Source organism: Mycolicibacter virginiensis (assembly GCF_022374935.2).
In the GTDB taxonomy this organism is placed as follows: Bacteria; Actinomycetota; Actinomycetes; order Mycobacteriales; family Mycobacteriaceae; genus Mycobacterium; species Mycobacterium virginiense.
Genome location: NZ_CP092430.2, coordinates 1614576 through 1629297, shown reverse-complemented (window position 1 = coordinate 1629297; position 14722 = coordinate 1614576). Strand labels below are relative to the sequence as shown.

Here is a 14722-nt window from a genome sequence, read left to right as displayed (position 1 = left end):
CCTCGATATCGTTGACGTGGTCGGTCGTGCCGGTGCGGCGCGCGCTGCTGGTCGGGGTGACAGGATTTGAACCTGCGGCCTTCCGCTCCCAAAGCGGATGCGCTACCAAGCTGCGCTACACCCCGCACTGACCAGGCGATCCTACGGCCCGGCATATCAGTGATCACAATGACCTGCTGCCAACGCCCCACGAAGTCACCACGGCGGGGCAATTGGATTTCGGGTCCGCCACGCCGGTACAGTCTCGCTCTAGCTGTTCATGCGGGCGTAGCTCAATGGTAGAGCCCTAGTCTTCCAAACTAGCTACGCGGGTTCGATTCCCGTCGCCCGCTCCACCAGGATCCACCTGGAGTCCGCCGACCTGCGATTCGGCGGACTCCAACGGTGGGTCCCCCTCGTGACCAGCAACCGGTCAGAGGCGTATGCGAACCGGGCCGGGGGCTGCTGTACTCACGCGTCACCGCGGACTTATCCTTCGAAGCAAGCTACGCGGGTCCGATCGCCCCGTCGCCCCCGCGAAAGGGGATTCTCCCTAGCAGGAAGGCACGCCATGGGCGGCACACGGCACGTCCAAATCCATGGGACGTGCTCCCCGCGCTTTGAGAAGGTGCGGTCCGAGTTCGAGCGCAACTTCACCGAGCGCGACGAACTCGGCGCGGCCGTAGCGGCCTATGTCGACGGCGAGCTCGTCGTCAATCTGTGGGCCGGCTCCGCCGACGTCGACGGCACGCGGCCCTGGCAGGAAGACACCCTGAGCACGGTGCTGTCGGGCAGCAAGGGCCTGACCAGCACCTGCGTGCACCGCCTCGCCGATGCCGGGGAATTGGACCTGCGGGTACCGGTGGCCCACTACTGGCCGCAGTTCGGCCAGGCCGGCAAGGGTGACATCTCCCTGGCGATGGTGCTGGCGCACCGTTCCGGGGCGATCGGGCCGCGCGAGCCGATGCACTGGCGTGACGTCACCGACTGGGATCTGGTCTGCGAGCGGTTGGCCGCCGCCGAACCGTGGTGGCGGCCCGGCACCGCGCAGGGCTATCACATGACCACCTACGGCTTCATCATCGGCGAGGTCGTGCGGCGGGTGACCGGATTGACGGTGAGCCAGTACCTGCGCACCGAGGTCGCCGGCCCGCTGGGCGCCGAGGTGCACATCGGGGTGCCGGCCGAGCAGCAGCCCTACCGCTGCGCCGACCCGGTGGGCAAGCCGACGATCCGCGAGATGCTGTCCTCGGCCGGGGCGCCGAAACGGCCGACCTCGCTGGACGACCACCCCAAGGCGGGACTGGCGGTCGCGATGGGATTCGCCCCCGACGACGAGATCGCCACCAACGACCTGACGCTCTGGCGCCAACTGGAATTCCCCGGCACCAACGCCCAGGTCTCCGCCCTGGGCATGGCCACGTTCTACAACGGCCTCGTACAGGAGAAGCTGCTCAGCCGGGCCGCCATGGACCGCCTGCGGGTACTGCAGGGCGGTACCGAAACCGACCTGGTGCTCGGGCCCCGCGTCGCCGAGCACGGCTGGGGCATGGGCTACATGCTCAACGCCCAGGGCGTCAACGGGCCCAACCGGCGGATCTTCGGCCACGGTGGCCTCGGCGGGTCGTTCGCGTTCGCCGATCTGGAGCACCGGATCGGCTACGGCTATGTGATGAACCGGTTCGACCACACCCAGGCCAATGCCGACCCGCGCAGCGTCGTGTTGTCCAACGAGATCTACCGGGCGCTCGGGGTGGCGATTCGCCCCCGGCGCGAAACGGTCTACGACGACTGAGGTGCGGCCCGCTGCCGCAGGTCAGCGGGGGCCGGTCCCGGGCTGACCTGGGCTACCCGGGTGGTCGTAGCCACCGGGGTGCTGGGGCCCACCGGGTCCCTGTGGGCCATGGGGTGGTTGTGGGTGCGGTCCCTGCGGGCCGTGTTGGTTGATTCCGCCGGGTCCGCGCTGATCGCCTCGGAAGTCGCGACTGTGGTCATTGCCATCCCGATCACGATGGTGATCGTCGTGGCATTCGTTCTTCTCCCAGTTCATGCCCCACGCCGAGTCCCAGATCTGACCGGGACACCAGTGGTAGGCCGGCATCGGTGCCGGCAGGGCCTGGACTTGGGCGGCGACACCGAGGCCGGTCAACCCCGTACCTGCGGCAATGGCAAAGGTGGCAGCGGAAATTCTGCTGAGCGATTCCATGCGGTCGGTTATAGCCGCGTCACCCACCACCGAAACGCCTAAACCGATTGGAAATCATGGGCTTTCGCCGGGAGTTGACTGGCCGATCTGGACATCAGGACTGGCAGGACGGACACCAGAACACATTGCGGCCCTCTAGTTCAGCGGTCCGCACGGCAGTCCCGCACACCCGGCACGGGTCGCCGGCGCGCCGGTAGACGTAGGTACGCGGCTTCCCTGCCGCGTACGCCGGAGCGCCGTGGTCATCCTCGGGTCGGACGACGACGATGCTGCCGCGCCGCAGCCCGACCTTCATCAGCGCCACCAAGTCGGCCCAGATCTCGGCGAAGTCCGCTTCGCCGATCTGCACGCCGGGCCGGTAGGGGTCGATCCGGCGCCGGAACAGCACCTCGCTGCGGTAGACGTTGCCGACCCCGGCCAGCACCGACTGGTCCATCAGCAGCGCAGCAATAGACTTGCGGGACTTGGCAATTCGCTTGAAGGCCAGCGAAGGGTCGGCGTCACCGCGCAACGGATCGGGTCCCAGCCGCGCGATCACGTCGGCGACTTGGGCCTCGTCGACCACCTCACACGCGGCCGGACCGCGCAGGTCGGTGCCGAACTCGGCGCCCACCATCCGCATCCGTACCTGACCGACCGGTTCGGGCAGGCCGCCGTCAGCGATCTCGAACTCGGTGAAGTGGCCGTAGATCCCCAGGTGCACGTGCACGATCGGCCCACGCCCGTAGTGGTGGAACAGGTGCTTGCCCCACGCCTCGGCGCGCAGCAGTGGCTGTCCGTCGACTAGGGCGGCGCCGGATTCGAAGCGGCCTTGCGGACTGGACACCGCGACCGGTTCCCCTTTGAAGCGGCGCTGATGGAGCCGGGCCAGCCGGTGCAGGATGTGCCCCTCCGGCATGTCAGGCCAGTCTGTGCTCGGGTCAGGCCGGCGCGCCGGGCACCGGAGGTGCCTCGTGGTTGCGCTCGTAGGCCGCCAGGATGTCGATGCGCCGCTGATGACGCTCGGCCTCCGACCACGGAGTGCTCAGAAACGCGTCGACGATCGCGAGCGCTTCGGCGGTGCTGTGCATCCGGCCGCCGATGCCGATCAGCTGGGCATTGTTGTGTTCGCGGGCCAGCTGCGCGGTTTCGGTGCTCCAGGCCAGCGCACAACGCGCCCCGGGCACCTTGTTGGCCGCGATCTGCTCACCGTTGCCGGACCCGCCGATCACGATTCCGAGGCTGTCGGGGTCGGCCACTGTGCGGGCCGCCGCAGCGATGCAGAACGCCGGGTAGTCGTCCTCGGCGTCGTAGCTGAAGGCCCCGCAGTCGACCGGCTCATGGCCGGCCTTCTTCAGGTGCTCGACGATCGTTTCTTTGAGTTCGTAGCCGGCGTGGTCGCAGCCGAGGTAGACGCGCATGGCGTCATTGTCTCAGACCCGGTCTGCTCCCCCGCCAGCCGTCAGTCGAACTCGGGCGCCTCGCCCCGGGTGCGCTTGAGCTCCCAGAAGTGCGGGTAGGAGGCGAAGGTCACCGATGCGTCCCACAGCTCTCCCGCCTGCTCGCCGCGGGGAATCCGAGACAGCACCGGACCGAAGAACGCCACCCCGTTGACGTGGATGGTCGGCGTCCCGACGTCCGGGCCGACGGCGTCCATCCCGGCGTGGTGGCTGGCGCGCAGCGCCTCGTCGTAGGCGTCGCTGGTGGCGGCGTCGGCCAATTCAGCCGGCAGGCCCACCTCGGCCAGCGCACCGGCGATGACGTCGGGAAAGTCCTTGTTGTTCTGGTTGTGGATCCGGGTCCCCATCGCGGTATACAGCGGCCGCAGGATCTCGTTGCCGCGCAACTGCTCCGCGGCGATCGCCACCCGCACCGGGCCCCACGCGTGCTTGAGGCCCTCGCGGTACTGCTCGGGAAGGTCGTCGCGCCCCTCGTTGAGCACGGCCAAACTCATCACGTGGAAGGTGACATCGACGTCACGGACCTTCTCCACCTCCAGGATCCACCGGGAGGTGATCCAGCACCACGGGCACAGCGGGTCGAACCAGAGCTCGGCGTGCGATTTCACGGGCATGGGCGATCCTCTCAGCCAACAACTGACACGTTTGGAAGGTCTAACGCGGCACCGAACACATCTATGCCCACCGCGCGGTTACAGGCTCAAGGCCAGCAGCGCGACCGCGATCGCCGGGAAAGCGCCCTGGACGACGGCGGCGCGGGCCTTGTCGGGCGACGACGTCACCAGAACCAGCGCCGCGGCCAGCATGGACCCGACACCCGCGAAGATCAGCGCAAGCCCAACGGTGTTGTGGTCCAACGAAACCGCGGCGATACCCACCACGGTGACGATGGCCAGGAACAGGTTGTAGAAACCTTGGTTGAAGGCCAGCGCCTTGGTGGTCTCGGCCTCCTCTGCGGTGGTGCCGAAGACGGCACGGGTGCGCGGTGAGGTCCAACTCAGCGACTCGAGCGCGAAGATGTAGACGTGCAACACCGCGGCCAGCGCGGCGAAGGTCAGACCGGCGATGAGCATGGCCTCATTAAACTCGGTCCGGCGCCCGCCCGCACGGTCCGGCGGCTACTGTAGGCGGGCGTGGCACTTCCTAACCTCACCCGCGACCAGGCCGCCGAACGGGCCGCTTCGGTCACCGTCGTCAACTACCGGATCGCCCTGGACCTGACCGATGGCAGCGGCAAACCGGGCGAGCGCACCTTCCGCTCCACCACCACCGTCACCTTCGACGCGCTGGCCGGCAGCGACACCGTCATCGACATCGCCGCCGAGACGATCCACAGCGCCACCCTCAACGGCCGCGCCCTCGACGTCTCGGCCTACGACGAGTCGGTCGGCGTCACACTGAGCGGCCTGGCCGAGCACAACACCGTCGAGATCGACGCGCAGTGCTATTACTCCAACACCGGCGAAGGTCTGCACCGCTTCGTCGACCCGGTCGACGATGAGGTGTACCTGTACTCGCAGTTCGAAACCGCCGACGCCAAGCGGATGTTCGCCTGCTTCGACCAGCCAGACCTCAAGGCCACCTTCGACGTCACCGTCACCGCGCCGTCGCACTGGCAGGTGATCTCCAACGGCGCCACGAGCTCCGTGCACGACGGCGTGCACACCTTCGAGACCACCCCGAAGATGAGCACGTATCTGGTGGCGCTGATCGCCGGACCGTATGCCCGTTGGGATGACGTCTACCGCGACGAACACAGTGAGATCCCGCTGGGCCTGTTCTGCCGGGCTTCGCTGGCCGAGCACATGGACGCCGAGCGGCTGTTCACCGAGACCAAGCAGGGATTCGGCTTCTACCACAGCAACTTCGGCGTGCCGTATGCCTTCGGCAAGTATGACCAGCTGTTCGTGCCGGAGTTCAATGCCGGCGCTATGGAGAACGCCGGAGCGGTGACGTTCCTGGAGGACTACGTCTTTCGCAGCAAAGTGACCCGGGCGTCCTATGAGCGCCGGGCCGAGACCGTGCTCCACGAGATGGCGCACATGTGGTTCGGCGACCTGGTCACCATGCGCTGGTGGGACGACCTGTGGCTCAACGAGTCGTTCGCGACATTCGCCTCGGTGCTGTGCCAAAGCGAGGCAACCGAATACACCAGCGCCTGGACCACGTTCGCGAACGCGGAGAAGTCCTGGGCCTACCGCCAGGACCAGCTGCCGTCGACGCACCCGATCGCCGCCGACATCCCCGACCTGGCCGCCGTGGAGGTGAACTTCGACGGAATCACTTACGCCAAGGGCGCTTCGGTGCTCAAACAGTTGGTGGCCTACGTCGGGCTGGAGCACTTCCTGGCCGGCCTGCGCGACTACTTCGCCGCGCACGCCTTTGACAACGCCACCTTTGACGACCTGCTGGCGGCCCTGGAGAAGGCGTCCGGCCGGGATCTGTCCGACTGGGGCCGGCAGTGGCTCAAGACCACCGGCCTGAACACGCTGCGGGCGGATTTCGACGTCGACGGCGACGGCCGGTTCACCCGGTTCGCGGTGACGCAGGGCGGCGCTGCCCCGGGTGCCGGTGAGACGCGGGTGCACCGGTTGGCCATCGGCATCTACGACGACGACCCCTCCGGTTCCGGCGGGTTGGTGCGGGTACACCGCGAGGAGCTCGACATCGACGGGCCCAGTACGGAAGTGCCTGGCCTGGTAGGGGTTTCGCGCGGAAAGCTGATCCTGGTCAATGACGACGACCTGACCTACTGCGCCATGCGACTGGACCCGCAGTCACTGGCCGCCGCGACGGAACGCATCGCCGACATCGCCGAGCCGTTACCGCGCACGCTGGTGTGGTCGGCGGCCTGGGAGATGACCCGCGAAGCCGAGCTGCGCGCCCGGGACTTCCTGGCGCTGGTGCAACGCGGCATCGGCGCCGAAACCGAGGTTGGCGTCGCCTCGCGGTTGCTGCTGCAGGCGCAGACCGCGCTGGGGTTCTACGCCGATCCGGCCTGGGCCGCCGAGCAGGGGTGGCCGGCGTTCGCCGACCGGCTGCTGGAGTTGGCCCGCGAGGCCGACCCCGGTTCGGATCACCAGCTGGCCTATGTCAACGCGCTGTGCACCTCGGTGCTCGCAGAGCGGCACACCACGGTGCTGGCCGCGCTGTTGGACGCCGACCCGGCCGCCCAGGGGCTGGCCGGGCTAGCCGTCGACACCGACCTGCGTTGGCGGATCGTGGTGGCGCTGGCCCGCGGCGGTGCGCTGGACTCTGCGGCGATCGACGCCGAGATCCAGCGTGACCCCACCGCGGCCGGCCAACGCCAGGGTGCCCAGGCTTCGGCGGCCCGACCACAGGCCGCGGTCAAGGAAGCGGCCTGGCAGCAGGTGATCGAGGACGACACGTTGGCCAACATCACTGGTCGCGCGATTATCGGCGGGATCGTGCAGCCCGGTCAGGGCGAGCTGCTGGCGCCGTTCACCGCGCGCTACTTCGAGGCGATTTCCGGTGTGTGGGAGCGGCGATCCAGCGAGGTGGCGCAGACCGTGGTGGTGGGTCTGTACCCCGGGTGGGATGTCAGCCAGGCGGGATTGGACGCCGCCGACGCTTTCCTGGCCGATCCTTCGGTGCCGCCGGCGCTGCGGAGGCTGGTCACCGAGGGCCGGGCCGGGGTGGAGCGGTCGCTGCGGGCTCGCACCGTTGATACCGCTTGATCAGCGGTATCCCCCGTCTGCCAGCCCGGCGTCCTTCTCGAAACTGTTGACACCGCCGAAGATTCGCGCCCTCGCCTCCTCGGCGAGGTAGCGCGCGGGCATCCGCACCGGCCCCAGGGCAGCCCACTGCTGGGCATGGATCTCTTCGTGATGCAGCAGCGTGTCCAGGTCCGGTCCACCCGGGCCGAGCCGGCCTGACTCGATGATCTGGCGCAGCCGCCCGGCGGGGTCGGTGGCGCGCGTGGTGGCGTTGACCAGGAACAGATCGCCCCACATGGTGCCGCCGCGGTGGCTGAACGACCCGTGAATCCGATTGCCGCCCAATACCATCAGTACCCCGTTCGGGGTGGCGGCCACGCACCCGCCGGTGTTGCAGATGCTCCGGACCACCGTGTAGCTCCAGCGATTCGCGCGCTGGCGGTCGATGATCCGTCGCATCTCGGCGGCACCGTACGGCGTCTCGGGAAAATCGCTGCGAACACCGCAGCGGCCGTAACCGGTGCCGGCATTGAGCAAGTAGGTCAGCAGCACCGCGCGCCGCACAGCGTCGCCGCCGGCTGTTCGGGGGATGACGAAAAAGCTCTTGCCATCCGGGTCGGTGATCTGCTCCATCACGTCCAGCGCCCGGAAGCTGTCCCGCGTGATGCCCTGGCCACGCACGATTTCGGTCACCACTCGTGGTCCGACCGCGTGCCGGTCGAGATTCGCCAGCCAGACCCGGTGCGCCGGAGAGGGCGCAGCAAGAGCATGCGCCGAAGCGATCTCCGGTCCCGCGGGTGGACCGGGCAGGTTCACGCTCGCGACCAACGGATCGTCCGGCCGTGCAGCCAGCAGCTAGGCCGGGGTGACGCCGGCGCTGATCACCTGCACCGCGCTGACCAGACCGTCGATCAGGTGGCCGTCGCGGAAGGCCGCAGCCGCCGCTGCCACACCCTGCGGTGCGGCAGCCGGGGCAATGCGGCCGGCCACGCCGGCGCCGTAGACCACCTCAATGGCCTTCTGGTCCGGCGAGACCGCGATCAGCACGGCGTCGTTGGGGGTGGGCACCTTCGCCAGAATTTCGCGGGCCCGCGCGGCGGTGTCAGCACCCAGGTCGCCGATGTAGGTGGCGAAACGGGCCTGGGTGGCGCGCGAGGCGTAGGTCAGCGCGTCATCGAGAGCCACCAGTTCCTTGACCGGGAACGGGTAGTGCAACGACGCCTCGCCGGGTTCGGTAACCCCCGAAACTCGTCCGCTGTTGGTGACCACAAAGCCGTACGGCAGGTCTGCCGGATCGATCGTTACGACTTCACCAGTTGCCACTGGTTCCACCCCCCACGCTGAACTCGGAATTGCCGTGGCCGTGTCCGCCAATGGCCTCGTCGGTCGCCGACCAGAGGATCGGCGGGTGTGTCCACCGCTCCGACATCTGATAGGTGGCCGCGCGCGGCCCCTTCTGCGACAGGGTCCGGGCGGCCAGCAGCGCGAACATTGCCGCCGGGATGCCAATGAAGATGCCGAGGGTTTCCAACACGCTCACGCCGTAGACGGTATCCCACCGCTGATCGAACGGTGCGGGAACCCGGCCCGATGGGGCGCCGCCGCGGGGCGAGCGACCGAGCATCGGTGCGACAGGGCCACCTCGCCGGTGCTGAACGGGCATCGATTATGGTGGCGCCATACCTTCGCACTGGCAGTCAGCGTGAGGAAGGGCTGCCCCGGCAGTCATGGGAGGCCCACGGGCCTCGGAGATCGCACAATCACCCGTTGCTGTCGTGCGGCAACGCCTTCTTCCTTCGCGAGGTAGGCGCGCCGTCGGGCCGCAGGGGTCCTGCCAGTGGGAGTCCCATGAACGACGAATTGCGCGCCGACAGCGTGGTCGGCCGCATCAAGACCATCTTCCGCTTCCCCATCAAATCGGTCGGCGGCCGAAGCATCACCGACACCTACGTCGACATGCATGGCAGTCTCGGGGATCACCGGTACGCCTTCATCGATGTCGAGACCGGCAATCTGTGCAACGCGAAAAATCCGCGCAAGTACGGCAGCCTGCTGGCCTGTCGGGCCTATTACGTCGACGAGCCACGGCCCGGACAACCGTTGCCCACCCTGGAAGTCGTCTTCCCCGACGGACAAGCTCACCGCAACGTCGGCACCGACCTCGATGACGCTATGTCGCGCTACCTCGGCCGCACGGTACGCCTAGCGGAGGCCGTTCCCAGCGACGCCAAGACCGAGTTGGTCTGGGACGCCGCGACCGGTTTGCCCAAGGAGGGCGTGTACAGCCACACCACCACGAACTCCGACGGCGACGAGGTCTTGACCTACGGCCCGCTGCAAGCCAACAGGTTCTTCGACCTGACACCACTGCATTTCATAACGACCTCAACGCTCAACCACTTTCAGCGACTGGAACCCACCGCGAGATTCAACCCTCGCCGTTACCGGCCCACGATGGTCATCGACACCCCAGCACCCGGCCTCGTCGAAGACGCCTGGGTCGGCGGACGGCTCACCATCGGAGCGGCGGTCTCAGCCAGCGTCGACTTATGCACGCCGCGATGTGTGATGTCCACGCTCGCGCACGGCAAGGACGTGCCCCTGGACCGGGCGACCCTGCGAACCATCGCCAAACACAACAGCAAGTCCATCGGAGATTTCGGGCGGCTGGCATGCGCCGGGGTGTACGCCACCGTGACGGCCACGGGACCGGTTCGTGTGGGCGACCCGGTGCGATTCGAGTCAAGCAGCAACTAGGCAAGGAGGACAACCATGATTCAGCGGCTCACGCCCGACGTCGGCTACCTGCCGCCGGCCATGTTCGACGCGTTGGGAATCTCGCAACTGGTGATCACTGCAGGACTGGTGCACTGGTCGGGAATCGTTGCAGCACAGGCTGACACCAATGGGATCAGCGTCCCGGCGGCTGATGTCGCCGGCCAGCTGACCTTCATTCTGGACAAACTGGACGCCATGCTGGCCGCGGTCGGCTCCGACCGGACACAGATCGTGAGCCTGACCGTCTACAGCACCGCGATCGACGACTTGTCGGCCGCGCTGGCCCGCGTTTATGCACCATGGGTGGGAGAACACCGACCGGCACTCACCTCGATCGGAGTCGCACGGCTGTCCCTGCCGCAGACGTTGCTCGAGGTCCAGGGCTGCGCCGTCGTTCCGGAAAGGCGATGACCATGGTTCTTGCTGCAGCCGTCCAACTGGAGGCGATACTCGGCGACGTTCCGGCCAACCTTGCCGCGTGTGAACGGCTGGCCGATGAGGCGGGCCGCGCCGGCGCCAGGATCATCGCCCTGCCGGAGTTCTTCACCACCGGTATCGGATTCGAGCCGGCGCTGGCCACGGCGGCGCTACCACCCGGCGGTGCGGCCACCGAACTACTCACCACACTGGCCCGCCGGCACCGCGCGCTGGTCGGTGGATCCTTCCTGTGCCGCGATCCCGACGGCCACGTCCGCAACGCCTATCTGCTCGCAGATTCTGACGGCGGTTCAGCGAGGCTCGACGAAGGAGAGCCGAAGCTGGGACCGCCGCATGAGCCCGGCGTGGTGGGCCGCCACGACAAGGATCTGCCCACAATGTGGGAGAACGCGTTCTACACCAACGGCGACGACGACGGGGTGCTCACGGCAGGCGAACACACGGTCGGGGCCGCGGTGTGCTGGGAGCTGATGCGCACACAGACGGTGCACCGGCTGCGCGGCCGGGTGGATCTGGTGATGACCGGGTCGGGCTGGTGGTCAATCCCCCGCTGGTCGCCCCACGTCCTGTTCGACCGTCTCGAACGCAATAACGCCGGCACCGCGCGCCAGGCGGCGGCGGCGTTCGCCCAGTATGTCGGCGCCCCGGTGGTGCACGCCGCCCATGCCGGCACATTGACCTGCGCGATGCCCTGGCTGCCGCTTCGGTACCGCGGCCGTTTCGAAGGCACCACGCTGATCGCCAGCGCGGACGGCACCGTCCTCGCGGAACGCCACGCCGATCAAGGCGAAGGGGTCGTGCTCGCAGAGATCACGCCGGGCAGCCAGCCGGCTCGACTCGCGCCGCCGGCCGGCTTCTGGCTACATCGCCGCGGAACGCTGCCCACCGCGGTGTGGCATTACCAACGCTGGCATGGGCGGCGCTGGTATCGGCGCCACGTCTATCGGCACAACGTCGCACAGAACGTCTGAGGAGGCACCACCGTGAGTTGGACCGGCGCAGCACTGGGCACCGACACGCTGATCACCCTGCTGACGGCAGGCCTGACCTTCCTGCTTGCCCTGGGACTGGGCATCTGGAAATACCGGCAGATGGTCACCCGGCCGGAGCGCCACGCCCATCCCTACGTCGACATCGCACACCGCGCCGCGCTGCTGTATTCCTTCGCCACCCTGCTGCTGGCGGTTTTCGTCGAGCTCAGCGCCTGGCCGACCTGGGTGAATCTGACCGCCGCCATGGTGGTCGTGTTCTACTTCCTGGCCGCCATAGCCAGCTACATCGCGCACGGCGCCCTGCAAGATACCACCAACCAGTTCGAGCACCCCTCTACGGGGCTGCACGTGTCGATGGTGCTGCTGATCGTCGGCGAGATGGGCGGGTTTGGCGTGCTGCTCGCCGGATTCGTCGCCGGTTGGCTCGGCCGAGGCTAACGTTCAGGCAGCCCCTTCGCCGAGGTAACGCATCCACACCGGATCGAGATCGTGGATCACCGCCAGCAGCCGCCAATGCTGGCCCTTGGGCGAGGTGGGCACCAACCGCAGCGTCCAGCCGATCTCGGCCAGCAATCGGTCCGCCTTGCGGTGATTGCAGGTCGAGCAGGCGGCCACACAGTTCTCCCAGGAGTGGTCGCCGCCGCGGCTGCGCGGCACCACGTGGTCGACGGTGTCGGCCTTGCCGCCGCAGTAAGCACAGCTGTGCTGGTCGCGGTGCATCAGTGCAGCCCGGGTCAACGGAATCCGGGCCCGGTACGGCACCCGAACGTAGTTCCGCAGCCGGATCACCGAGGGCACCGGCACCGACCGGGTCGCCGAGTGGATGACCGGGCCGGCCGGATCGTCGTGCACGATGTCGGCTTTACCGCAGATCAGCATGACCACGGCACGCCGCAGCGACAGCGCCGTCAACGGCTCGAAGGTGGAGTTCAGCAGCAATACCCGCCGACGAGTCCAGATCGATGCGGCTTCATTGCTGGTCCCAGCGCCGGAAGTGGCGACCGAATGCAGGCATGGGGCGGTGGCAAGCCCGCTCAGGCTCGCCGGTGGGGCACCGGGGGTGCGGTGGCCCCGACGTTTCATATCCGGTCTTGCAGCCGGTTTAGATGTCGCACCATTGACCTCCGCCGAACAGTTCACCATGATTCGGCGCTGGTCGCACGCCTATTTGCTGTGTGTTCACCGGCAGTCACCGGCGATGCCCCACAATGGGGGGCGATGCAGCCGATAGAAGAACCCTCGTTTTATGACGCCGTCGGCGGTGCGGAGACCTTCCACGCCATCGTGTCGCGGTTTTATCAACTGGTCGCTCAGGACCCGATCCTGCGCCCGATGTACCCCGCCGACGACATGGCCGGCGCCGAGGAACGATTGCGGATGTTCCTCGAGCAGTACTGGGGCGGGCCGCGCACCTACACCGAGCTTCGTGGACACCCGCGCCTGCGGATGCGCCATATCCCCTACCGGATCGGCCCGATGCAGCGCGATGCGTGGCTGCGCTGCATGGTGGCGGCCATCGACGAGATCGACAGGGACACCCTCGACGACGCACACCGCGGCGAACTGCTGCAGTACCTGCATTCGGCGGCCGACTTCCTGGTCAACGCGCCGATCTGATGGGCGCCAGCGAAAACCCTGACCGCCCCGGCCAGACCCCGTGGTGGGCTGACAGTGTCTTCTACCAGGTGTATCCCCGCTCGTTCGCGGACAGCAACGGTGACGGGGTCGGGGACCTGGACGGAGTGACCGCACACCTGGACTACCTGCGCGAAATCGGCGTCGACGCGATCTGGCTCAACCCGGTGACGGTGTCGCCGATGGCCGACCATGGCTACGACGTGGCGAATCCGCGTGATATCGATCCGCTCTTCGGCGACCTCGCGGCACTGGATCGGCTGGTGGCCGCTGCGCACCAGCGGGGACTCAAGCTGACGATGGACCTGGTGCCCAACCACACCAGTTCGGCGCACCCGTGGTTCGTCGAGGCACTGGCCGCCAAGCCGGGCAGTCTCGCGCGCGACCGCTACTTCTTCCGCGACGGGCGCGGACCCGGCGGCCAGCTGCCGCCCAACAACTGGGTGTCAGTGTTCGGCGGCCCGGCCTGGACGCGGGTCACCGAACCCGACGGCCCGGGCCAGTGGTACCTGCATCTGTTCGATGTGTCACAGCCGGATCTGAACTGGGACAACCCCGAGGTGTTCGCCGATTTCGAGCGAACTCTGCGGTTCTGGCTGGACCGCGGCGTGGACGGCTTCCGTATCGATGTCTCGCACGGCATGGCCAAGCCGGCCGGTCTGCCGGACATGCCGGTCACCGATGTGAAGCTGCTGGCCCACCAGGACGACGACCCGCGTTTCAACCGGCCCGGCGTCCACCCGATTCACCGGGCGATTCGCCGGGTCATGGATGACTATCCGGACGCGGTGAGCGTCGGCGAAGTCTGGGTGCACGACAACGATCAGTTCGCCGAGTACCTACGGCCCGACGAACTGCACCTGGCCTTCAACTTCCGGCTGCTGCAAGCCGATTTCGATGCCCAAGAGATCCGCGGTGCAATCGACAATTCGCTGGCCGCGGTGGGGTTGGTGGGCGCCAGCGCCACCTGGGCCCTGGAGAACCACGACGTCGAGCGGGCAGTCACCCGCTACGGCGGCGGGACCGTCGGGCTGGACCGGGCCAGGGCTATGGCCCTGGTGTTGTTGGCCCTGCCCGGCGCGGTGTTCGTCTACAACGGCCAAGAGCTGGGCCTGCCCAACGTCGAGCTGCCCGACTCAGCCCTGCAGGACCCGGTGTGGGAGCGCTCGGGCCACACCGAACGCGGTCGCGACGGCTGCCGGGTGCCGCTGCCCTGGTCCGGCGACGCACCGGCGTTCGGATTCTCCGACAACCCCGACACCTGGCTGCCGATGCCGCCGGACTGGGCACACCTGACTGTCGAGGGACAACGCAGCGACCGCAGCTCGACGCTGTCGCTGTACCGGCAGGCCCTCGAAATTCGCAGGAGCCGAAACGAGCTCGCGGGATCGCCGATCGATTGGCTGGACGCACCGGCGGGGCTGCTGGTCTTTCGGCGCGCTGGACTGGTGTGTGTGCTCAACGCCGGGAACAGCCCGGCGGACCTGCCGGAGGGCCGGTTGATTCTGTCCAGCACCCCAGTTGCCGAGGGACTCTTGCCGCCCAACGCCGCCGCGTGGTTGGTCTGATCGGGAAGTC

The 14722-nt window shown here is 67.8% G+C and carries 16 protein-coding genes, 2 tRNA genes and 1 pseudogene; 9 read left to right on the top strand and 10 right to left on the bottom strand.

Features of this window, described 5'->3' with window-relative positions:
* Nucleotides 1-48: 48 nt before the first annotated feature.
* A tRNA-Pro gene (locus MJO54_RS08000) sits at nt 49-125 on the bottom strand.
* 136 nt (nt 126-261) lie between these two features.
* Between MJO54_RS08000 and MJO54_RS07995 the strand changes: the two genes are divergently transcribed.
* Both MJO54_RS07995 and MJO54_RS07990 read left to right on the top strand, forming a co-directional pair.
* Nucleotides 262-335 (top strand) — tRNA-Gly (locus tag MJO54_RS07995).
* A gap of 215 nt (nt 336-550) precedes the next feature.
* A complete protein-coding gene (locus tag MJO54_RS07990) occupies nt 551-1774 on the top strand; it encodes a serine hydrolase domain-containing protein (RefSeq protein ID WP_046284353.1) in 1224 nt (407 codons plus the stop codon).
* A gap of 168 nt (nt 1775-1942) precedes the next feature.
* Here MJO54_RS07990 and MJO54_RS23825 read toward each other — a convergent pair.
* The 5 genes and pseudogenes from MJO54_RS23825 to MJO54_RS07965 form a co-directional block, all read right to left on the bottom strand.
* Nucleotides 1943-2185: pseudogene (locus MJO54_RS23825) on the bottom strand (Mtp family mycobacterial-type pilin); the annotation flags it as partial.
* Nucleotides 2186-2279: 94 nt separating this feature from the next.
* A complete protein-coding gene (locus tag MJO54_RS07980; RefSeq protein WP_240175777.1) occupies nt 2280-3083 on the bottom strand; it encodes an Fpg/Nei family DNA glycosylase in 804 nt (267 codons plus the stop codon).
* Between the two features lie 22 nt (nt 3084-3105).
* The gene (locus MJO54_RS07975; protein ID WP_046284350.1) at nt 3106-3585 is read right to left on the bottom strand and encodes a ribose-5-phosphate isomerase; all 480 of its coding nucleotides are present in this window, start codon (nt 3583-3585) and stop codon (nt 3106-3108) included.
* Between the two features lie 41 nt (nt 3586-3626).
* Complete coding sequence (locus MJO54_RS07970; RefSeq protein WP_046284349.1) at nt 3627-4238, bottom strand: DsbA family oxidoreductase; 612 nt, start codon at nt 4236-4238, stop codon at nt 3627-3629.
* 78 nt (nt 4239-4316) lie between these two features.
* Nucleotides 4317-4697 carry a DUF1304 domain-containing protein gene (locus MJO54_RS07965; protein WP_046284348.1) on the bottom strand — a complete coding sequence of 127 codons (381 nt, stop codon included), beginning with the start codon at nt 4695-4697 and terminating at the stop codon, nt 4317-4319.
* A 60-nt stretch (nt 4698-4757) separates the two neighbouring features.
* Here MJO54_RS07965 and pepN point away from each other — a divergent pair, with 60 nt between their 5' ends.
* Nucleotides 4758-7322, top strand: coding sequence for an aminopeptidase N (gene pepN / locus MJO54_RS07960; protein ID WP_240175776.1), 2565 nt, complete (start codon nt 4758-4760; stop codon nt 7320-7322).
* Here pepN and MJO54_RS07955 read toward each other — a convergent pair whose 3' ends face one another.
* From MJO54_RS07955 to ctaJ, 3 genes are read right to left on the bottom strand one after another with little or no spacing between them, the layout of a single operon-like run.
* Nucleotides 7323-8117: a hypothetical protein gene (locus tag MJO54_RS07955; RefSeq protein ID WP_233428529.1), complete on the bottom strand. Its 795-nt coding sequence runs from the start codon at nt 8115-8117 to the stop codon at nt 7323-7325.
* 39 nt (nt 8118-8156) lie between these two features.
* The gene (locus tag MJO54_RS07950; protein ID WP_046284346.1) at nt 8157-8624 is read right to left on the bottom strand and encodes a DUF5130 family protein; all 468 of its coding nucleotides are present in this window, start codon (nt 8622-8624) and stop codon (nt 8157-8159) included.
* Nucleotides 8611-8793, bottom strand: coding sequence for an aa3-type cytochrome oxidase subunit CtaJ (gene ctaJ, locus MJO54_RS07945; protein WP_165604519.1), 183 nt, complete (start codon nt 8791-8793; stop codon nt 8611-8613). The genes MJO54_RS07950 and ctaJ overlap by 14 nt, the downstream gene beginning before the upstream one ends.
* A gap of 356 nt (nt 8794-9149) precedes the next feature.
* Between ctaJ and MJO54_RS07940 the strand changes: the two genes are divergently transcribed.
* From MJO54_RS07940 to MJO54_RS07925, 4 genes are read left to right on the top strand one after another with little or no spacing between them, the layout of a single operon-like run.
* Nucleotides 9150-10058 (top strand): MOSC domain-containing protein, encoded by a 909-nt coding sequence (locus MJO54_RS07940; protein ID WP_052741186.1) that lies wholly within the window; start codon nt 9150-9152, stop codon nt 10056-10058.
* 15 nt (nt 10059-10073) lie between these two features.
* Nucleotides 10074-10490, top strand: a complete 417-nt coding sequence (locus tag MJO54_RS07935; protein ID WP_052741185.1) for a RidA family protein — start codon at nt 10074-10076, stop codon at nt 10488-10490.
* 2 nt (nt 10491-10492) lie between these two features.
* Nucleotides 10493-11488 (top strand): carbon-nitrogen hydrolase family protein, encoded by a 996-nt coding sequence (locus MJO54_RS07930; RefSeq protein ID WP_046284343.1) that lies wholly within the window; start codon nt 10493-10495, stop codon nt 11486-11488.
* Between the two features lie 33 nt (nt 11489-11521).
* Complete coding sequence (locus tag MJO54_RS07925; protein ID WP_046284361.1) at nt 11522-11947, top strand: hypothetical protein; 426 nt, start codon at nt 11522-11524, stop codon at nt 11945-11947.
* Between the two features lie 3 nt (nt 11948-11950).
* Here the strand turns inward: MJO54_RS07925 and MJO54_RS07920 are convergent, their stop codons facing one another.
* The gene (locus MJO54_RS07920) at nt 11951-12592 is read right to left on the bottom strand and encodes an HNH endonuclease (RefSeq protein WP_046284342.1); all 642 of its coding nucleotides are present in this window, start codon (nt 12590-12592) and stop codon (nt 11951-11953) included.
* 135 nt (nt 12593-12727) lie between these two features.
* Between MJO54_RS07920 and MJO54_RS07915 the strand changes: the two genes are divergently transcribed.
* Together MJO54_RS07915 and MJO54_RS07910 are read left to right on the top strand one after the other, a co-directional pair.
* Nucleotides 12728-13126, top strand: coding sequence for a globin (locus tag MJO54_RS07915; RefSeq protein WP_046284341.1), 399 nt, complete (start codon nt 12728-12730; stop codon nt 13124-13126).
* Entirely contained in the window at nt 13126-14712 is a 1587-nt protein-coding gene (locus tag MJO54_RS07910) for a glycoside hydrolase family 13 protein (RefSeq protein ID WP_046284340.1), read from the top strand. Before MJO54_RS07915 ends, MJO54_RS07910 begins: the two co-directional genes overlap by 1 nt.
* The last annotated feature ends 10 nt before the right edge of the window (nt 14713-14722 follow it).

What these genes read in the sequence shown, in the direction of transcription:
- MJO54_RS07990 (WP_046284353.1), top strand. Translation starts at nt 551, where the DNA reads ATGGGCGGCACACGGCACGTCCAAATCCATGGGACGTGCTCCCCGCGC.
- MJO54_RS07980 (WP_240175777.1), bottom strand. Translation starts at nt 3,083, where the DNA reads ATGCCGGAGGGGCACATCCTGCACCGGCTGGCCCGGCTCCATCAGCGC.
- MJO54_RS07975 (WP_046284350.1), bottom strand. Translation starts at nt 3,585, where the DNA reads ATGCGCGTCTACCTCGGCTGCGACCACGCCGGCTACGAACTCAAAGAA.
- MJO54_RS07970 (WP_046284349.1), bottom strand. Translation starts at nt 4,238, where the DNA reads ATGCCCGTGAAATCGCACGCCGAGCTCTGGTTCGACCCGCTGTGCCCG.
- MJO54_RS07965 (WP_046284348.1), bottom strand. Translation starts at nt 4,697, where the DNA reads ATGCTCATCGCCGGTCTGACCTTCGCCGCGCTGGCCGCGGTGTTGCAC.
- ctaJ (WP_165604519.1), bottom strand. Translation starts at nt 8,793, where the DNA reads ATGTTCGCGCTGCTGGCCGCCCGGACCCTGTCGCAGAAGGGGCCGCGC.
- MJO54_RS07940 (WP_052741186.1), top strand. Translation starts at nt 9,150, where the DNA reads ATGAACGACGAATTGCGCGCCGACAGCGTGGTCGGCCGCATCAAGACC.
- MJO54_RS07935 (WP_052741185.1), top strand. Translation starts at nt 10,074, where the DNA reads ATGATTCAGCGGCTCACGCCCGACGTCGGCTACCTGCCGCCGGCCATG.
- MJO54_RS07930 (WP_046284343.1), top strand. Translation starts at nt 10,493, where the DNA reads ATGGTTCTTGCTGCAGCCGTCCAACTGGAGGCGATACTCGGCGACGTT.
- MJO54_RS07920 (WP_046284342.1), bottom strand. Translation starts at nt 12,592, where the DNA reads ATGAAACGTCGGGGCCACCGCACCCCCGGTGCCCCACCGGCGAGCCTG.
- MJO54_RS07915 (WP_046284341.1), top strand. Translation starts at nt 12,728, where the DNA reads ATGCAGCCGATAGAAGAACCCTCGTTTTATGACGCCGTCGGCGGTGCG.
- MJO54_RS07910 (WP_046284340.1), top strand. Translation starts at nt 13,126, where the DNA reads ATGGGCGCCAGCGAAAACCCTGACCGCCCCGGCCAGACCCCGTGGTGG.